Genomic DNA, 15,424 nt, shown 5'->3' on the forward strand with positions numbered 1-15,424 from the left:
GGCAAAGCGCAGATGCATGGGCGTGATCGGGGTCCCGGTCAATCCCCCGGTATCCGGGGAAAACCGGATATCCACGCCATTATGACGGAAGATATAATGCAGCGGCTCCCCGCGATCCGTCATCATCATGCGCCGCATCCGGGGCGCGTCCCCGGCAACGGCCGCCAGGAAGGGATGCAGGACCCGGGGGTCCCAGAACCGGAAGAACCGCAATCCGCCATCGTCCTGGACGGGTAGCCTGGTGAAGCGCCGCAAATGTTTCTGGACGGCTTTGAATGGCGCATCCGTCTGGATCAGCAGGCTGGTGCCAGCGGGCCAGTGTTTTGCGAAGTACTTCCGGTGAAAGGGAAGAGAAGATGCTTCTTCCACCTCCGGGATCGACATATCGACCAGCCATGGCGCGAAATCCGCTGAGGCCTCGGCAGCCTTTCCCTCGAACAGGCAAAGCGCCGGAAGCTCGATACTGTCCAGATCGAACAGCCCGCTGATCTCCCGGCGCAGGCTGGCATCAACCAGCATATAGACGCCTGCAGGGGCGTTTGAGCCGTAGAGCAAATTCAGCAAGGATGGTGGAGCGTCGGGGAGGGCTTCAACCAGATTATCCGGCCCGCTGACCTTGACCATATCCCGGTCAATCTGAACTTGCTGCAAGAACATCGACGAAATTTTCCGAAACCATATAAATATAAGCGCAATATAGTCGGAATCGGTGGAGCGGGAAACGCAGAATTTTTCGCTACCGCAGGCGCTCCATTCCTGAGGATCGCGCAGTGCCATTATCAGTGACGCCCGAATATCGCTTATTCCACGATGATGCCCTGCTTGTAATGCGCCGATAGGGCATTGTCTGGCCCATAGCCGCCGCTCAGCCATGTGTGCTATCGCTTCCTCATGAAGAAATATGGCCGCACCTTTCACCTACCGATTTCACCCGGCGCCACCAGCGACGACAAGATCATGTCTTCGCTGGACGGGCTGATGGTGGAAGATCTTGTTGTCACAGAAAAGATGGACGGTGAGAATACGACCATTCACGCTGGCGGCTCTCATGCGCGCAGCCCGGACAGCCGTTACCATCCGTCCCGAGACTGGATCAAAGCGTTCGCGGCGGGAATTTCACCCTACCTGGCAGAAGACGAACGCATTGTTGGTGAGAACCTCTATGCTCGTCATTCGGTCGCCTATGATGCGCTACCCTCATATTTTCTCGGCTTCGCCTGGATAATGGAGGATGAAATTCAGACATGGGATCTGACGCTGGCGCGTTTCGGGAAACTCGGCATCCAGCCTGTTCCGACGCTTTATCGACGCCCTTACCGACAGGGTTTGTTCAATGGTCTGGCGGAGGCGCTCGACTTTAGCAGGCAGGAAGGGTTTGTGGCGAGGATTACAGACTCGTTTGCGGAAACTGAAATGCCGAGACGAGTGGGCAAATATGTCAGAGAAGGGCATGTCCAGTCAGAGACCCATTGGATGAAAGCCGAACTCATCCCTAATCGCCTAGCTGAAACCTAATGACAATTCCGTCCGCAGGTTGATACGAAGAGCCCTTCTCTGTCATTGGCCCTCCGGCTAAATTGCACACATGACAAACATCAGACCTGCAATCGAGAGCGACGCCCCTTTTCTGCCAGAGATCGAGCGCAGTTCCGGTGAGATATTCCGGCAGTGGCCGGGGCTGGAATGGATCGCCGATGATGATGTTCAATCAGCGGAGCGGCATCGCGCCCTGATCGCAGACGGCGTTGCCTTCGTCGCGGAAATACAAGGCTATGAAATTGTAGCTTTTCTGAATGGGGAGCTGATGCCGGATGCCCTGCACATCTGGCAGATGGCGGTCCGTCGGGATCAGCAAAGGCAGGGTATCGGGCGGAAACTGCTCAAGGCCGCGCAGCGGTTCGCCACCAATCATGGGATCAACGCTCTGACCTTGACCACGTTCAGGGAAGTGCCGTGGAATGAACTCCACTATCATAGGCTCGGGTTCGTCACGCTGAAAGGTGAAGGACTCGTCCCCAGACTAAAGGCAGTGCTCGACGCCGAGGGACAAGCAGGACTACCTACAGCACAGCGTTGCGCCATGAGGAAAACGCTCTAACGGACGCAATGTCCGCTTTTCACCTTAGCCACTTTGCAGAGATCGCCGAAACATTGATATGAAACCGTACTCAGCAAGAGAATAATTATGCCAGAAATTGCAATACGCTCATTCCTTGCTTCTCTTGTCGCTGTCAGGAAAACGGAAGCACGGCATGAAGTGCTTCTGCTGAAGAGATCACAGTCTTTGGTGGGTGAGTGGTGTCAGGTGGCAGGCGGCATCGAGGAGGGAGAAACCGCTTGGCAGACCGCTTTACGCGAACTCGAAGAAGAGACGGGCTTGAAACCCATTTCCTTGTATTCAGCCGATACGTGTGAGCAATTCTACGAAGCGCGTCGGGATAGTATTACGATAGCTCCAGTGTTCGTCGGCTTTATCGACAGCGCGTCGAAAGTGGTTTTGAACCACGAGCATAGCGATTACTGTTGGGTGAGTTTCGACGAAGCAGTAGAAATGGTTGCCTTTGGTGGCCAAAGGCGGATTCTTCGCTGGATTGAGGATGAGTTTGTCAAAAGGCGCCCTAGCAAGCACCTGTTGATCGGGATGGGCTAGCCGAACGCCCGACCGGCCGATTTGGAATTCAAAGGCATTTGTCTCTGTCATGCGATCGGCACGCAACCTGAACGGCACAGATGCGAGACAAATCGGTCGATCAACGACTCTTATTCGTATGGTAAGCTATCAGAGAGATGTATCCACGACAACATTTCATCGGCGTGGAAATGTGCCCGTGGCTCTATATCAGCGGGATGATCGAGCAAAGCAGCATAGAAATGTGTCTCGTTCGGGAAACGTGCTGAGCGATAGAAGATTGGTGATCCACATTTTCCGCAGAAACCACGTGTATTCCCTGGACTGCTTTCATAGTCAACAGGTTCTTCTCCAATGAATTTCCAAGAGCCATTCTGCTGCCCGATCCAGGTGGTGAAAGGCGATGCCGTCGCCCTGCGGCAGCTCTCGCAGTGACAATGCCCCACCCAATTAGACGCCCCTGTCAGTTCAAATGCACAGGCCCCGCAAAGGCAATGCCCTCGTATGGCGGGTTGTTTCTCGCGGTTCATATCGTCTCCTATCGATTTGAGAAAGTCAGCCTGCTCTCGTCAAAAATGAAGTCAATACCCGACCGTCCGCTTTGGGCTCTAATCGGCCATTGCTATCGGCGATCCAGCCTTGTCTCCGTGTCGTCCAGTCGCTGGACATTGCCGTGCCGACCGCGTTTGATGCGGTTAACTTGAAGAAGAATGACCACGGAAACGCGGGAGATAGCATGGCGCGCAGCGGCCGGGAACTCAGAACCACGATCACCGAAGATGGGACGCTCCGGATCAACCTCGAGTGTGTGCCGGTGCCCGAACCGGCAGAGGGCGAATTGCTCGTCCGTGTCGAGGCCGCGCCGATCAATCCATCCGATCTCGGCCTGCTCTTCGGACCGGCGGATATGAGCACGCTGAAGGCACAAGGAACGGAAGCAAATCCGGTTCTTACGGCGCAAGTTCCTGCGCAGCTCCTGCCCGCTGTCAAGGCACGGCTGGGGCAAACCATGCCTGCTGGAAACGAGGGCGCGGGGAAGGTGGTCGAAGCCGGGAACGACCTTCAGCACCTTGTCGGCAAGCGCGTCGCCATGATCGGCGGGGCCATGTATGCCGAGTATCGCCTGATCACCCCCGATTCCTGCATCGTTCTGCCGGACGAGGCTACCGCCGCCGAAGGCGCGGCCCTTTTCGTGAACCCGCTCACGGCGCTCGGATTCGTGGAAACGATGCGGGCCGAGGGTCACAGCGCCATCGTCCACGCGCCCGCCGCCTCGAATCTTGGCCAGATGCTGGTGAAGATCTGCAAGGCGGATGGGATCGAACTCGTCAATATCGTCCGCAGCCAGGAACAGGCCGACCTGCTGCGAGAAATTGGCGCCAGGCACATCGTGGACAGCAGCACCGAGAGCTTTGCGCAGGACCTTGAAAATGCCATCGCCGATACCGGTGCCATGCTGGGCTTCGACGCGATCGGCGGGGGCGAGATGACCAGCGCCATGCTTAACGCGATGGAAGCCGCCGCGGCGCGCAATATGGACAGCTACAGCCGCTACGGATCCGACACGATGAAGCAGGTCTATGTCTACGGCTCGCTCGATACCGGGCCGACGATCCTCAGGCGGCGTTTCGGTTTTACCTGGAACGTGGGCGGGTGGTTGCTCTTCAATTTCCTCCAGCGCGCGGAACCGGGTGTCGCGAAACGAATGCGCGACCGCGTCAGGGCCGAGATGACCACGACCTTCGCCAGCCACTACACCGCGAAGATCAGCCTGCAAGACGCTCTCAAGCCCGAGATTGCGGCGGCGTACCAAAAGAAATCGACGGGGGAGAAATACCTGCTCGTTCCGTGACTGCCCGGGTTTTGGCACCAAGCATACTTAGGATCCCGCCGCGTGGATTATCGGCGCTTCGAATGATTCCGGTTTCCTCATTATTCCTGAGACCAGCAGACGCGGATTGTGGCTTCCGTTACTGTCAGGTTTTGGATGAATACCGCTCGGGGGGGGCACTGCCGCCGTTCAGCAGAAGCGGATACCGCAATGCGGCCATTTCCACACCGGACATTCCAGCATTATGCTACGACACCGCTCACCAACCGCGTTTAAGCAGTCGGTCATGTCGTAACGGCTCATGGCGAGCCTGGATCAGAATCGGCGGCGAAATGTAAGTCTTTTCAGCAGCTCTCTTTACTCAATTAATCAAAGTATTGTATCCGGAGACTATGATTATGATCCGACGTTCTCGCCCCGACGAGGGCGCCCGCATCATCGAAATCTGGCGAGGCGCAGTTGGCGCTACTCATGACTTTCTAACGCCTGAGGATCGTCTCGCCATTGACGAAATGGTGTGCGGTTTCCTTCCGCACGCTCCACTCTGGCTAGCGGTTGATGAAAATGACTACCCACTGGCCTTTATGCTGATCGACGATGGACACATGGAGGCGCTATTCGTTGATCCTGCCTGGCGCGGAACCGGTATTGGTGCTGCCCTTGTACGGCACGGCCTAATGCTTCATCCAAAAATGACAACCGATGTCAACGAGCAGAATGATCAAGCTGTTCGCTTTTATGAACGAATGGGATTCAAACAGACAGGCCGTTCGCCAATCGACGGACAGGGCAGGCCATATCCACTCATCCACTTGGAATATTTGAACTGATTGGCCGACCTCAGGGCATCAAACTCGGCAGCTTCATTGTGCTGAAATTAATGGGTTCACGGCCTGGCTGGTGATGTGCGGACCTGGCTGCCGTTCGCTGCGTCGCCGTATCAGCGACCTCTTTCGAAAACTCCTTGACCTCTTAAGTGAGTTGATCAAACGTATCAATACCTGTTGAGGAGTTGATTCGATGGAAGAGTCTCAAGCTCTCGCCGCCTTTACTGCCTTGTCCCAGGAGACACGGCTGCGCGTGGTGCGCCTGCTGGTTCAGGCCGGACCGGACGGCATGGCCGCGGGTGCAATCGGCGAAGCCCTCGGCGGCGCGGCCACATCTCGGTTGTCGTTCCACCTGACCCATCTTGAACATGCCGGGTTGATCCAGTCCCGGCGGGACGGGCGTTACATCATCTACAGCGCGGTCTATTCCGTCCTCGCCGGTCTGGTCGGCTTTCTCTTGAAGGATTGCTGCCAGGGCCACCCCGAGATCTGCGCACCTGCCATTGCAGCGCTGAGCTGTGCCTGCGACAGAGAGTCCAATCTGGTTAAAAGCGCCTGACCCATGGATGTTGTCATCTACCACAACCCGGACTGTGGCACCTCGCGCAATACGCTGGCGATGATCCGCAATGCCGGCATTGAGCCGCATGTCATCGAATATCTGAAGTGCCCGCTGTCACGCGTCATGCTAGAACAGCTGATCGGCCGCATGGGGATCACGCCGCGCCACCTGCTTCGTGAAAAGGGCACGCCCTACGGCGAGCTTGGTCTGGGCGATCCATTCCTGTCTGATGAGGCGCTGTTCGATGCGATGATGGCACATCCGATCCTGATCAACCGGCCCATCGTGGTCAGCCCGAAAGGCGTGCGGCTCTGCCGTCCCTCGGAGCAGGTGCTGGAGCTGTTGCCACCCCAGAAAGCCTCCTTCAGCAAGGAAGATGGTGAACAGGTGGTTGACGCCCAAGGCAACCGCACCCGTTCGACCTGATCTTGGGAGATATCGCCATGACTGCCGTTCGACCGGCCAACCAGCTTTCCTTTCTCGACCGATACCTGACGCTCTGGATTTTTGCGGCCATGGCACTTGGCATCGTGCTGGGGACAATCTTTACCGGCCTACCGGATGCCCTGCATGGCATGTCGGTCGGATCAACCAACATCCCGATCGCCATCGGCCTGATCCTGATGATGTATCCGCCCCTAGCCAAGGTCCGCTACGAGGAGCTACGTCAGGTCTTTGCCGACAAGCGCGTTCTGGTGCTGTCTCTGGTTCAGAACTGGATCATCGGGCCGGTGCTGATGTTCGTGCTGGCGGTCATCTTCCTGCGGGATCAGCCGGAATACATGACCGGCCTGATCCTGATCGGCCTTGCCCGCTGCATTGCCATGGTGCTGGTCTGGAACCAGTTGGCACGAGGGGACAACCAGTATGTCGCCGGTCTGGTGGCCTTCAATTCGATCTTCCAGATCCTGTTCTTCTCGACCTATGCTTGGCTGTTCCTCACGATCCTGCCACCGCTGTTCGGTCTGGAAGGCAGCGTCATCGATGTCAGCTTCTGGACCGTCACCGAGGCCGTGCTGATCTATCTGGGTCTGCCCTTTCTTGCCGGTTTCCTGACCCGGCGCATTCTGATCGCCCGGAAAGGGGCAGGGTGGTATCAAGAAGTGTTCCTGCCCAGAATCAGCCCGATCACGCTGGTGGCGCTGCTCTTCACCATCGTCGCGATGTTCAGCCTGAAGGGTGGAGACGTGGTGCGGCTGCCGCTGGATGCGGTGCGGATCGCCATTCCGCTGGTGTTGTATTTCGCCATCCAGTTCCTGGTCAGCTTCGCCATGGGCCGGCTGATCGCCCGGGACTATCCGCGCACCACGGCCATCGCCTTCACCGCCGCCGGCAACAACTTCGAATTGGCGATTGCCGTCGCCATCGCCGCCTATGGACTGGCTTCCCCCGTCGCCTTCGCCGCTGTGATTGGCCCTTTGGTCGAGGTGCCGGTTCTGATCCTGCTGGTCAACGTCGCACTGCGGCTTGGTAGCCGCTGGTTTTCCAAGACCACCTTGCACAACGAGGCCCGTGCATGATCCCCGACCTGTCAAACCTGTCGTCCGACGCCATCCGTCAGCCGAACCTGCCCTTGGTGTCGCGCGCAAGCCATCCACCGCGCATCCTGCTGCTCTACGGTTCGTTGCGCGAGCGCTCCTATAGTCGCTTCGCTACACTGGAAGCCGAGCGTCTTCTGCGTCACTTTGGCTGCGAGACGCGTGTCTTCCATGCCAACGGCTTGCCACTGCCAGACGATGCCGAGGCGTCGCATCCGAAGGTTCAGGAATTGCGCGAGTTGTGCCTGTGGTCCGAAGGCCAGGTCTGGACCAGTCCGGAACGCCACGGTGCCATGACGGGCGTGATGAAGTCGCAGATCGACTGGATCCCGCTGTCGATGGGGGCAATCCGACCGACCCAGGGTCGCACACTGGCCGTCATGCAGGTCTCGGGAGGTTCGCAAAGCTTCAACGCCGTAAATCAGATGCGCGTGCTTGGACGCTGGATGCGCATGGTCACGATCCCGAACCAGTCCTCGATCGCCAGGGCCTATGACGAGTTCGACGAGGCGGGTCGGATGCGCCCGTCGAGCTACTATGACCGCATCGTTGATGTGATAGAGGAACTGGTAAAGTTTACGCTGCTGACCCGCGACCTGTCAGGGTTCCTGACTGACCGATACAGTGAGCGGAAGGAAACGGCGGCAAAGCTGGAGGTACGGGTGAGCCTGAAAGCCGCAACCTGATAAGCACGTCTCTGCTGCGACCGCAAAATTAGGGCAATGCTGCGGAGTGGGTGAACGGCAACTGATGGTTCCAGGCGACTTACCGTGGCGTAGAAAGGGACAGGGGTGGACGAAGCGAGCCCCCGCCCTCTGGCAAGACAGGGCCGGCCCGTTCTCGCCGGCCAGGACGGGCGATATGCTCCCATGCAGGATCTCGAAATCGGCCGCTCAGATTTGCTGTAGCGGCTGAGGCAGGAAGCGCTGCCGTGATGCGGGGCAACGCCACTGTTCGGTTCATCCCGTTTTATGCGAGGTCTTGCCGTGCCGCTTTCAATGAACCGCCTGATCCGGCGATGGACCTCTTTCGAGAAATGTGGATAGGGCGATGTAACTGCGCACTGAGCGGACGCCTTCGAGGCTCTGGATCTCCATCAGGAAGTTTTCCAGCGATTCGGTATCGACCGCCCGCACTTTCACCAGAACGCAGCCGTCCCCCGCGACAGTGTGGAGTTCTTCGACTTCGGGCCTGTCGGCGAAGGTCAGTAATTCGCGCGTGGCCTTGTAGCTGCTGGTGTCGACCACGAGGAAGGTCAGAAGCGTGCGGCCCAGCTTGCAGCCGTCCAGAATGGCAACGGTGCCCTTGATGACTCCGTCGCGTTTCAGGCGCTTTACCCGGTCATGCACGGCGGGCGCGGAAAGATTCACGATCTTGCTGAGTTCTGCGTAGCTGCGCGAGGCATCCTTGGCCAGCGCGCCTAATATCCTTCGGTCGATTGCGTCAAGTTCAGCCGGATGGTGGCGTGTCTGCCGAACCACATCTGTTTCTTTCTTCAAAGCCGACATCTTGGGTTTATCTCCGAACATCATGTCTTATTTGAGCAGTTTAACCGAACATTGTTCGGGTTGAAACATCGCAGACGGAGACCTCCCCCATGCCAGTCGCACTGTTCGCGCTGGCGATCGGCGCATTCGGTATCGGCCTGACCGAATTCGTCATCGCCGGCATCCTGCCGCAGATCGCCAGGGATTTCGGCGTTGACATCCCCGCCGCCGGGCTGATGGCCACCACTTATGCCTTGGGCGTGTTTGTGGGCGCGCCGATCCTGACCATTCTGGGCGCGAAAGTCCCGCGCAAGACCATGCTGATCGGCCTTGCCGTCATCTTCACTCTGGGCAATGCGCTGACCGCCCTCGCGCCCTCGCTGCCCATCGCGCTGGCCGGCCGCATCCTGACGGCGTTCAACCATGGCACCTTCTTCGGCATCGGCTCGATCATCGCCGCCTCGCTGGTGGCGAAGGACCGGCAGGCAAGCGCCATCGCCTTCATGTTCTCGGGGCTGACCATGGCGAACCTGATCGGCGTGCCTGCCGGAACCTGGCTTGCACAGGTCTATGACTGGCGGCTGGTGTTCTGGCTGATCGCCGGGATCGGCCTTGTCACTGCGCTGAGCGTCGCGCTGCTGGTGCCCCGGGTCGAGGCGGGCAAGGCTATTGCGCTGAAGGCCGAACTGCGCGCCTTCATGGACCCGCAGGTACTGCTGGCCATGGGCATCACGATCTTCGGCCCTGCCGCGTTCTTTACCTCTATCACCTATATCGCGCCGATGATGGTCGAGGAGACGGGCCTTTCGGAAGCAGGTGTCGCGCGGATCATGGTTCTGTTCGGTCTCGGGCTGGTTGTCGGCAACTGGATCGGCGGTCGCTTTGCCGATCGTTCGCTGTTCGGGACGTTATTCGTGACGCTTACGGCACAGGCTGCGGTGCTGTTGGTTTTCTGGCTCGGTGTCAGCAGTGCTGCTGTGGCGTCGGCTTCGGTGTTTTTGATGGCGGCCTTCGGCTTTGCCACCGTGTCACCCATCCAGAAACTGGTTATGGATCGTGCGAGCCACGCGGGCGCGCCCACCATGGCCGCATCGGTGAATATCGGCATGTTCAACCTCGGGAATGCGATCGGGGCTTGGGCAGGAGGCGCGACCATCGCGGCCGGGTTCGGCCTGGCCTCCCCGAACTGGGCGGGCGCAATCCTGTCGCTCGTGGCCCTTGGACTGGCCGTCGCCGCTTGGCTAAGCGCCGGTCGAGAATATTCTGCAGTCCCGGCAGAGTGAGCCTCTACCAGAAAGTCCGGTTGATCAGGATTGGGACCGAGGCCCACGCATCCGGCTAAGCATTCGATCAATCTCGAAGCAGCCGGCCCGTTGCTGCCGGTTGAGCTCGATCGATGCTGCGTGGCGGCATTCCCGAAAGCTGCCGCTTGACCGGGACCGAAGCGAAATGTGGGGCATCGTGGCAGCGATGCGGGACTTAGCGGTCATTCCCCAAGGTGAATTGCTCTGTCCGGCGCGAGCGATTCAAGGAATGCTCTGTCGTGGCTGATGACCATCACCGCTCCATCATAAGCTGCCAGCGCGGCCTCCAATCCGGTTATCCCGTCCAGATCGAGATGGTTGGTTGGTTCGTCGAGGATCAGCAACATCGGCGGCGGCATGGCCCCAAGGGCACAGGCCAGCCCGGCGCGCAGGTGCTCGCCTCCGCTCAGTTCACCCGCGCAACGCAACGCATCCGCCGCACGGAAACCAAACCGGGCCAGCGCGGCATGGGCCATATGCGTATCCGCCACCGGATTCAGGTGCAGGAAATTGTCGCGCAAGGTATGGGCGGGGGTGAGCAATCCGACATGCTGATCCAGCAGCGCGAACGGCACCATTAGCTCCACCCGCCCACACTGCGGTATGATCTGCCCGGTGATGAGTTTCAGAAGCGTGGTCTTGCCGCTGCCGTTCGGCCCGGCAATAACGATACGTTCGGGGCCGGTGACCGTCAGCGACAGATCGCGGATAACGGGGCGGTCGGGATCATATCCGCCGCTCACGCCCCCCAGCCTCAGAACCGTCTTGCCGGGAGCAAGGCCGGTCGAGGGAATGTCCATGCGCAGTGGTTGCAAGACTTCAATCTTCGCCCGCGCTGCGGCCATTGCCTCATCGGCCACCTCGCGTCGGGCGTCACGCAAACGCGCGCCCGCCCCGCCCGAGGCCTCTGCCCGGCCCCTTGCAGCGTCCATCAGAATTTTTGGCTGATCGCCCTTTGCCCGCGCCCGGCGCCCGGCACTATCCTTGCGCGCCTTGCGCTCGGACGCCTGCTGCGCACGAAGCGCAGTATCTGAGACAGTTTTTTCCGCATGGGCAAGGTCACGGGCCGCCGCATCCAGCTCTGTGTCTTTACGCTGGCGGAAGGCACTGAAATTTCCGCCATATCGGCTCGCACCGAGCGATGTCAGCTCGACGATGGCGTCCATTTCCTCCAGAAGCTCACGATCATGGCTGACGATGATCGCCCCGCCTGTCCAACGCCGGATGAGGTCGATCACCGCCTCGCGCCCGTCACGGTCGAGATTGTTCGTGGGCTCGTCCAGCAACAGGAAATCCGGCTCCGCAAGGATTACTGAGGCAAGGGCGGCACGACTACGCTGTCCGCCTGAGAGTGTCGCAAGCAGTGTACGCGACTCGATGGACAGGCCACAGCGCAAAAGCGCGGCCTCGACCCGCGTGGGCAATGTCCAGTCCGCATCGGCCAGTTCATCGGTCTGAGCCAGCCCCGCCTCGGCCCGGTCCAGCAAATCAAGGGCGGACCGAACACCGAACAGGTCGGCGATCGTGTCGTCAGGATGACCCATCACATCCTGACGCATCATCGCCATGGCACCAGAAATCTGCACCTGACCTGAGGCGGGTTGTAGATCGCCGGAAATCAGGCTCAGAAGCGTGCTTTTGCCGGAGCCATTGCGGCCAAGGATGCCGGTCCGTTCGGGACCGAAGCTCAGGTTGAGGTCCTTGAAAAGCGGTGTGCCGTCAGGCGTGGACCACGACAGGTTGGAGAGGGAAACGAATACAGGCATGGATCTGGACTTCTCGCAGCAAAATCGAGGGGGTAAAGGCGGCGAGGTTCAGATCCATAGCTATAGTTTCTCTGTTAGGATGACTTGAAGGTAGTAGTCGTTCGACAATTTTGCAACCCAGAGCCGGCCGGCAGCTTTGCGGCGCGCGCATTGAATCAACCTTCCTGACGCAGTGATCCGGGCCGCGGCGCAAACCTCCGGTCGCCTGTTTGTGACCCGCAATACCAAAGATTTTCCACCTGATGATCCGGGGATACGCGAACCCTGCACTCTGTAGAGAATGCGCCAGGCCGAATGACAGGAGAATGCCATGACCCGCACCGCCTTCTACGCCTGCTATGTCGTCATCGAAGCCGGCCGGGGTGATGCGACGAACCTCGGCATCGGAGCGCGGTGCGTGCCCCGCCATCCCCTTCACTTCCTCGCTCAGTCGCAGCCCGATGCTAATGTGCCGTTGAGGGCGCCGCAGGTGTAGACGGAGGTGTTAAAGGCCCCATCGTTCCCCGTCGCCAATTGACCTTGTGCCACGCCGCTGCCTCCGGCATCCCCTTGGCCGATATCGACTTAACATCGGGAATGGCGTTTTTGCGCGGACGGCCTCTTCCGGTGGCCAAGGCGATCATCGCGACATCGGTAGGGTAGACCTTCTGCCTGAAACGGCTTTTCCTTATGCGTCTGCTCCTTCACGGTTGAGCAGGCTGTACATCAGACTGACGGAACACGCGGGGCGGGTCAGGGCGAAGAACCGATTTTTGTGCTGAAGCCGACTTAGGCCCAGCCATACGGCATCGCCTACGCGGTGGCCTCCCTCTGGATGGGCGCACTGTGCGATCATCCACAGCATCAGTTCAGGCAGACATTGCAGACCGGAATTTTCAGGCCTTGAGGTGCAAAGTCACCAGAACCGTTGTCGCGGCGCCGTCGGGCATTTGGGTCCGAAGGCGAAGCCAATTGCCGAAATGAGTTATGCGCGCCACCGCAAGCCCATCCTTTTCGGCGGGCATCGTCAGTGTGCTGCCTTCGGGGAGCCAGCGCATGCCGTCCGGGGAAATTTCTATGACCGCCTCTGGCTGTCTCCCGACGGGGGTCTTGAGGGCGCGGACGAACAGCACCGCTTCGCGGGCCCAGCCTGCCTCATAGGGTTCGGTGGCCGCTTCGCCGGTCCAGGTTTCGTTACGTGCGAGGATGGCTGTTATATTTTCTGGCAGCATCAGAAATCCCCCGAAATGCAGACTGAATCGACATAGAGAAAAGCGCGCTTGGCGACATCCGTTTCGGCGAAAAAGCAGAAATTCAGCATGCACCACAGGTTCTTCATGGCGGGAATGCGCATTGGCTCGAAACCCGAGATGTCGAATTCACGGTCATTGCAGCGAAAGCTTGTCGCCCGCATGTCGGCAAGGTCGAAGTCGAAGCGGATGTAGTTCCAGTTCACCTTGGTCGCGATCTCATTGTAGCACAGGCGTTGATCGCCGTTCGGCAGGTCCTCCCATCCGTCTGGCGCAAGATGGTAATGTGTCGCCGTCTTGTCGGTGTCACCCAGCTTGCGCATCTCCGAGAGTTGCGACTTGAACTGCCATTTCTGCACATGCTTGCCGTTTCCGGCGTTTAGAAAGCGCATATGCGGCATGACACGTTCGACCCCGTGATCGCGGTCGCCGCCCTGAAGGTCAAACAGAAAACCGAAGGAGCGCACGTCGGTATCGCCCAGCTTCAGCTCTGTTGCTTCGGGTTTGAAGGTGACATAGGCTTCGAAACGGATCGGCCCGCGTTCGCGCATGGCCAGTCGCTTGATTGCTACGTTCTGCGCGCCGGGGCGGGGACGGGTGGCGATCTTCAGGGCATAGGAACTGTCGACTCCGCCATGCGAGCCCGCATCCCAATGACCCAGTGTCGAAAGCATCGCAGAAGTGTGCTGCGCATAGCCCGGAAGCATGCTATCCAATGTGTCCTCGTAGTTGCCGACCAGCTGCGACCAGCCACAATGACCCCGTGAGAAATCGTCATGGCTGATGATCCGCCGCAACGGTTCGAACCGGCTGAGTTCCGGATTGGAAAGGCGCATTGCCCTAAGCAGGGTTGCTTCGAGATCGTCGGTTGGCGGGGCGTTCAGCATATGCGTCTCCATGAGGTCTGTCATTCGGGACTGCGCAGGCGGGCGACCGCGTCCCAGTTTATTTCGAGCCCCAGGCCCGGGGCCTGCGGCACGTCGAGCGTGCCGTCCCTTTGCCGTATGCAGCCGGGGGCGAGATCGGCGAGTTCGGTCTTGAACGGGCTGCGGTCGCCTTCGCATTCCATGATACGAAAGCCGGGCATGGCGGCGGAAAGATGTACCGAAGCGGTTTCGCATATGATGCCGGACATGCCGATATGCGGTGCGTAACCAATGTCGAATGCCTGTGCGAGTTCGGCCATTCTCCGGGTCTCGGTGATGCCTCCGGCGCGGGCAACGTCGGGCTGAAGGATGGAGAGCGTGCGGTTCATGACCAGCCGTTTCGCCTGATCGACCGTGAAGTTGCTTTCTCCGGCGGCGAGCGGCACATCGCAGCGGCGGCGCAATTCCTCGTAGCCTTGCTCGTTCTCGGGGGCCAGTGGCTCTTCGAACCAGACGTAACCGCAATCCGCGAGAGCGTGGCCGACCTGAATCGCCTCGTCGAGGTTATATGCCCAATTCGCATCGACGCAGAGGGCGATATCGTCGCCGGCTCGCTGTCGCATAAGTTCGATCCGGCGGCAGGCATCCCTGACCGGGCGGGCCATCTTGACCTTGATCTGCCGGAAGCCCTGCGCGATGAGCGCGTCGAGCTCCTCTTTCATTTTCGAATCTTCGCGCCAGTTAACGGCGGCGGCGTATATATCGATGCGTTCGCGCCCAACTCCGCCCAGCAATGCGTGGATAGGCAGCCCTGCGATCTTGCCCAGGATGTCCCAAAGCGCGATATCGATTCCCGAAATCGCCTCGATCAGCATACCGCCGGCGCGCCCCGACAGGGCCCGGCGCATCGTTGCCCAATGTGCGGCGATATTCTGCACCGGCTGCCCCAGAAGGCGGGGTTTCAGCGACGTCTCTATCAGTTCGGCATAGGCGCGCGGCGCGAAGCGGGCCAACGTTTCGCCGACACCGGTGATACCTGCGTCGGTGCGTATTTCGACCAGCACGATCGACACTTCGGAATAGCTGCCCCACGAGGTGATGGTCGGCTGCGGCAGCCGCTGTGTCAGGGGGTGGGCAATCACGTCGGTGATGCGGATTCCCGATTGGCTGCCGGTCGTCATCTGGCCGTCCTTCCTGCCGGATTGCCCTGAGTGTCGTGGGCCGATGGGCTGGTGGACGTCGTTGGCTTCCCGGACGGCTGCGCTGGCATGGCGTAAATCCCTGGCTCACTGAAATTGCCGATTATGTAACGTGATCTTTCTAACTAAGCAACCTATAAACATAGTTGCTATGTTGACTAAGCTGTGCTACCCAATGGCGGAGAT

The 15,424-nt window shown here is 59.4% G+C and carries 18 protein-coding genes; 11 read left to right on the plus strand and 7 right to left on the minus strand.

Annotation, left to right across the window (positions count from 1 at the left end):
- Nucleotides 1-657 (minus strand): DUF4123 domain-containing protein (locus Q0601_RS20260; RefSeq protein WP_305291731.1); only part of this gene is annotated, 657 nt, incomplete at its 3' end.
- A gap of 234 nt (nt 658-891) precedes the next feature.
- Here Q0601_RS20260 and Q0601_RS20265 point away from each other — a divergent pair.
- From Q0601_RS20265 to Q0601_RS20275, 3 genes are all read left to right on the plus strand, one after another.
- Nucleotides 892-1,515: an RNA ligase family protein gene (locus Q0601_RS20265; RefSeq protein ID WP_305291732.1), complete on the plus strand. Its 624-nt coding sequence runs from the start codon at nt 892-894 to the stop codon at nt 1,513-1,515.
- 70 nt (nt 1,516-1,585) lie between these two features.
- Nucleotides 1,586-2,098 carry a GNAT family N-acetyltransferase gene (locus Q0601_RS20270; protein WP_305291733.1) on the plus strand — a complete coding sequence of 171 codons (513 nt, stop codon included), beginning with the start codon at nt 1,586-1,588 and terminating at the stop codon, nt 2,096-2,098.
- Between the two features lie 87 nt (nt 2,099-2,185).
- Nucleotides 2,186-2,650 (plus strand): NUDIX hydrolase, encoded by a 465-nt coding sequence (locus Q0601_RS20275; RefSeq protein ID WP_305291734.1) that lies wholly within the window; start codon nt 2,186-2,188, stop codon nt 2,648-2,650.
- Nucleotides 2,651-2,760: 110 nt separating this feature from the next.
- On the opposite strand, the gene Q0601_RS24755 is transcribed toward Q0601_RS20275, so the two are convergent.
- The gene (locus Q0601_RS24755; protein WP_370656157.1) at nt 2,761-3,159 is read right to left on the minus strand and encodes a GFA family protein; all 399 of its coding nucleotides are present in this window, start codon (nt 3,157-3,159) and stop codon (nt 2,761-2,763) included.
- A 206-nt stretch (nt 3,160-3,365) separates the two neighbouring features.
- Between Q0601_RS24755 and Q0601_RS20280 the strand changes: the two genes are divergently transcribed.
- From Q0601_RS20280 to arsH, 6 genes are all read left to right on the plus strand, one after another.
- Complete coding sequence (locus Q0601_RS20280; RefSeq protein WP_305291735.1) at nt 3,366-4,481, plus strand: zinc-binding dehydrogenase; 1,116 nt, start codon at nt 3,366-3,368, stop codon at nt 4,479-4,481.
- Between the two features lie 377 nt (nt 4,482-4,858).
- Nucleotides 4,859-5,290 (plus strand): acetyltransferase, encoded by a 432-nt coding sequence (locus tag Q0601_RS20285; protein WP_305291736.1) that lies wholly within the window; start codon nt 4,859-4,861, stop codon nt 5,288-5,290.
- Between the two features lie 190 nt (nt 5,291-5,480).
- Complete coding sequence (locus tag Q0601_RS20290; RefSeq protein ID WP_305291737.1) at nt 5,481-5,846, plus strand: ArsR/SmtB family transcription factor; 366 nt, start codon at nt 5,481-5,483, stop codon at nt 5,844-5,846.
- Nucleotides 5,847-5,849: 3 nt separating this feature from the next.
- Nucleotides 5,850-6,275 (plus strand): arsenate reductase (glutaredoxin), encoded by a 426-nt coding sequence (gene arsC, locus Q0601_RS20295; RefSeq protein ID WP_305291738.1) that lies wholly within the window; start codon nt 5,850-5,852, stop codon nt 6,273-6,275.
- A 17-nt stretch (nt 6,276-6,292) separates the two neighbouring features.
- Nucleotides 6,293-7,369 (plus strand): ACR3 family arsenite efflux transporter, encoded by a 1,077-nt coding sequence (gene arsB / locus Q0601_RS20300; protein WP_305291739.1) that lies wholly within the window; start codon nt 6,293-6,295, stop codon nt 7,367-7,369.
- Nucleotides 7,366-8,073, plus strand: a complete 708-nt coding sequence (arsH, locus tag Q0601_RS20305) for an arsenical resistance protein ArsH (RefSeq protein ID WP_305291740.1) — start codon at nt 7,366-7,368, stop codon at nt 8,071-8,073. Before arsB ends, arsH begins: the two co-directional genes overlap by 4 nt.
- 309 nt (nt 8,074-8,382) lie before the next feature.
- On the opposite strand, the gene Q0601_RS20310 is transcribed toward arsH, so the two are convergent.
- Complete coding sequence (locus Q0601_RS20310) at nt 8,383-8,895, minus strand: Lrp/AsnC family transcriptional regulator (protein ID WP_370656158.1); 513 nt, start codon at nt 8,893-8,895, stop codon at nt 8,383-8,385.
- Between the two features lie 89 nt (nt 8,896-8,984).
- Here Q0601_RS20310 and Q0601_RS20315 point away from each other — a divergent pair, with 89 nt between their 5' ends.
- Entirely contained in the window at nt 8,985-10,157 is a 1,173-nt protein-coding gene (locus Q0601_RS20315; protein WP_305291742.1) for an MFS transporter, read from the plus strand.
- A 203-nt stretch (nt 10,158-10,360) separates the two neighbouring features.
- On the opposite strand, the gene Q0601_RS20320 is transcribed toward Q0601_RS20315, so the two are convergent.
- Complete coding sequence (locus Q0601_RS20320; RefSeq protein ID WP_305291743.1) at nt 10,361-11,944, minus strand: ABC-F family ATP-binding cassette domain-containing protein; 1,584 nt, start codon at nt 11,942-11,944, stop codon at nt 10,361-10,363.
- Nucleotides 11,945-12,254: 310 nt separating this feature from the next.
- Between Q0601_RS20320 and Q0601_RS20325 the strand changes: the two genes are divergently transcribed.
- Nucleotides 12,255-12,419 (plus strand): hypothetical protein, encoded by a 165-nt coding sequence (locus Q0601_RS20325; RefSeq protein WP_305291744.1) that lies wholly within the window; start codon nt 12,255-12,257, stop codon nt 12,417-12,419.
- A 400-nt stretch (nt 12,420-12,819) separates the two neighbouring features.
- Here the strand turns inward: Q0601_RS20325 and Q0601_RS20330 are convergent, their stop codons facing one another.
- Genes Q0601_RS20330 through Q0601_RS20340 form a run of 3 tightly spaced genes read right to left on the minus strand, consistent with a single transcriptional unit; the run spans nt 12,820 to nt 15,220 of the window.
- Nucleotides 12,820-13,155 carry a hypothetical protein gene (locus Q0601_RS20330; protein WP_305291745.1) on the minus strand — a complete coding sequence of 112 codons (336 nt, stop codon included), beginning with the start codon at nt 13,153-13,155 and terminating at the stop codon, nt 12,820-12,822.
- On the minus strand, nt 13,155-14,084 hold the full coding sequence (locus tag Q0601_RS20335; protein ID WP_220475332.1) for a DUF6772 family protein: 930 nt from the start codon (nt 14,082-14,084) through the stop codon (nt 13,155-13,157). Before Q0601_RS20335 ends, Q0601_RS20330 begins: the two co-directional genes overlap by 1 nt.
- Entirely contained in the window at nt 14,081-15,220 is a 1,140-nt protein-coding gene (locus tag Q0601_RS20340) for a mandelate racemase/muconate lactonizing enzyme family protein (RefSeq protein WP_305291746.1), read from the minus strand. The genes Q0601_RS20335 and Q0601_RS20340 overlap by 4 nt, the downstream gene beginning before the upstream one ends.
- Nucleotides 15,221-15,424 lie beyond the last annotated feature (204 nt).

Source organism: Paracoccus wurundjeri (genome assembly GCF_030678915.1).
Lineage (GTDB): Bacteria > Pseudomonadota > Alphaproteobacteria > Rhodobacterales > Rhodobacteraceae > Paracoccus > Paracoccus onubensis_A.

Excerpts from the sequence above, each read along its gene's own strand:
- Q0601_RS20285 (WP_305291736.1), top strand. The coding sequence starts at position 4,859 with ATGATCCGACGTTCTCGCCCCGACGAGGGCGCCCGCATCATCGAAATC.
- arsC (WP_305291738.1), top strand. The coding sequence starts at position 5,850 with ATGGATGTTGTCATCTACCACAACCCGGACTGTGGCACCTCGCGCAAT.
- Q0601_RS20325 (WP_305291744.1), top strand. The coding sequence starts at position 12,255 with ATGACCCGCACCGCCTTCTACGCCTGCTATGTCGTCATCGAAGCCGGC.
- Q0601_RS24755 (WP_370656157.1), bottom strand. The coding sequence starts at position 3,159 with ATGAACCGCGAGAAACAACCCGCCATACGAGGGCATTGCCTTTGCGGG.
- Q0601_RS20315 (WP_305291742.1), top strand. The coding sequence starts at position 8,985 with ATGCCAGTCGCACTGTTCGCGCTGGCGATCGGCGCATTCGGTATCGGC.
- arsB (WP_305291739.1), top strand. The coding sequence starts at position 6,293 with ATGACTGCCGTTCGACCGGCCAACCAGCTTTCCTTTCTCGACCGATAC.
- Q0601_RS20290 (WP_305291737.1), top strand. The coding sequence starts at position 5,481 with ATGGAAGAGTCTCAAGCTCTCGCCGCCTTTACTGCCTTGTCCCAGGAG.
- Q0601_RS20340 (WP_305291746.1), bottom strand. The coding sequence starts at position 15,220 with ATGACGACCGGCAGCCAATCGGGAATCCGCATCACCGACGTGATTGCC.
- Q0601_RS20320 (WP_305291743.1), bottom strand. The coding sequence starts at position 11,944 with ATGCCTGTATTCGTTTCCCTCTCCAACCTGTCGTGGTCCACGCCTGAC.
- arsH (WP_305291740.1), top strand. The coding sequence starts at position 7,366 with ATGATCCCCGACCTGTCAAACCTGTCGTCCGACGCCATCCGTCAGCCG.
- Q0601_RS20270 (WP_305291733.1), top strand. The coding sequence starts at position 1,586 with ATGACAAACATCAGACCTGCAATCGAGAGCGACGCCCCTTTTCTGCCA.
- Q0601_RS20265 (WP_305291732.1), top strand. The coding sequence starts at position 892 with ATGAAGAAATATGGCCGCACCTTTCACCTACCGATTTCACCCGGCGCC.
- Q0601_RS20330 (WP_305291745.1), bottom strand. The coding sequence starts at position 13,155 with ATGCTGCCAGAAAATATAACAGCCATCCTCGCACGTAACGAAACCTGG.
- Q0601_RS20280 (WP_305291735.1), top strand. The coding sequence starts at position 3,366 with ATGGCGCGCAGCGGCCGGGAACTCAGAACCACGATCACCGAAGATGGG.
- Q0601_RS20335 (WP_220475332.1), bottom strand. The coding sequence starts at position 14,084 with ATGACAGACCTCATGGAGACGCATATGCTGAACGCCCCGCCAACCGAC.
- Q0601_RS20310 (WP_370656158.1), bottom strand. The coding sequence starts at position 8,895 with ATGTCGGCTTTGAAGAAAGAAACAGATGTGGTTCGGCAGACACGCCAC.
- Q0601_RS20275 (WP_305291734.1), top strand. The coding sequence starts at position 2,186 with ATGCCAGAAATTGCAATACGCTCATTCCTTGCTTCTCTTGTCGCTGTC.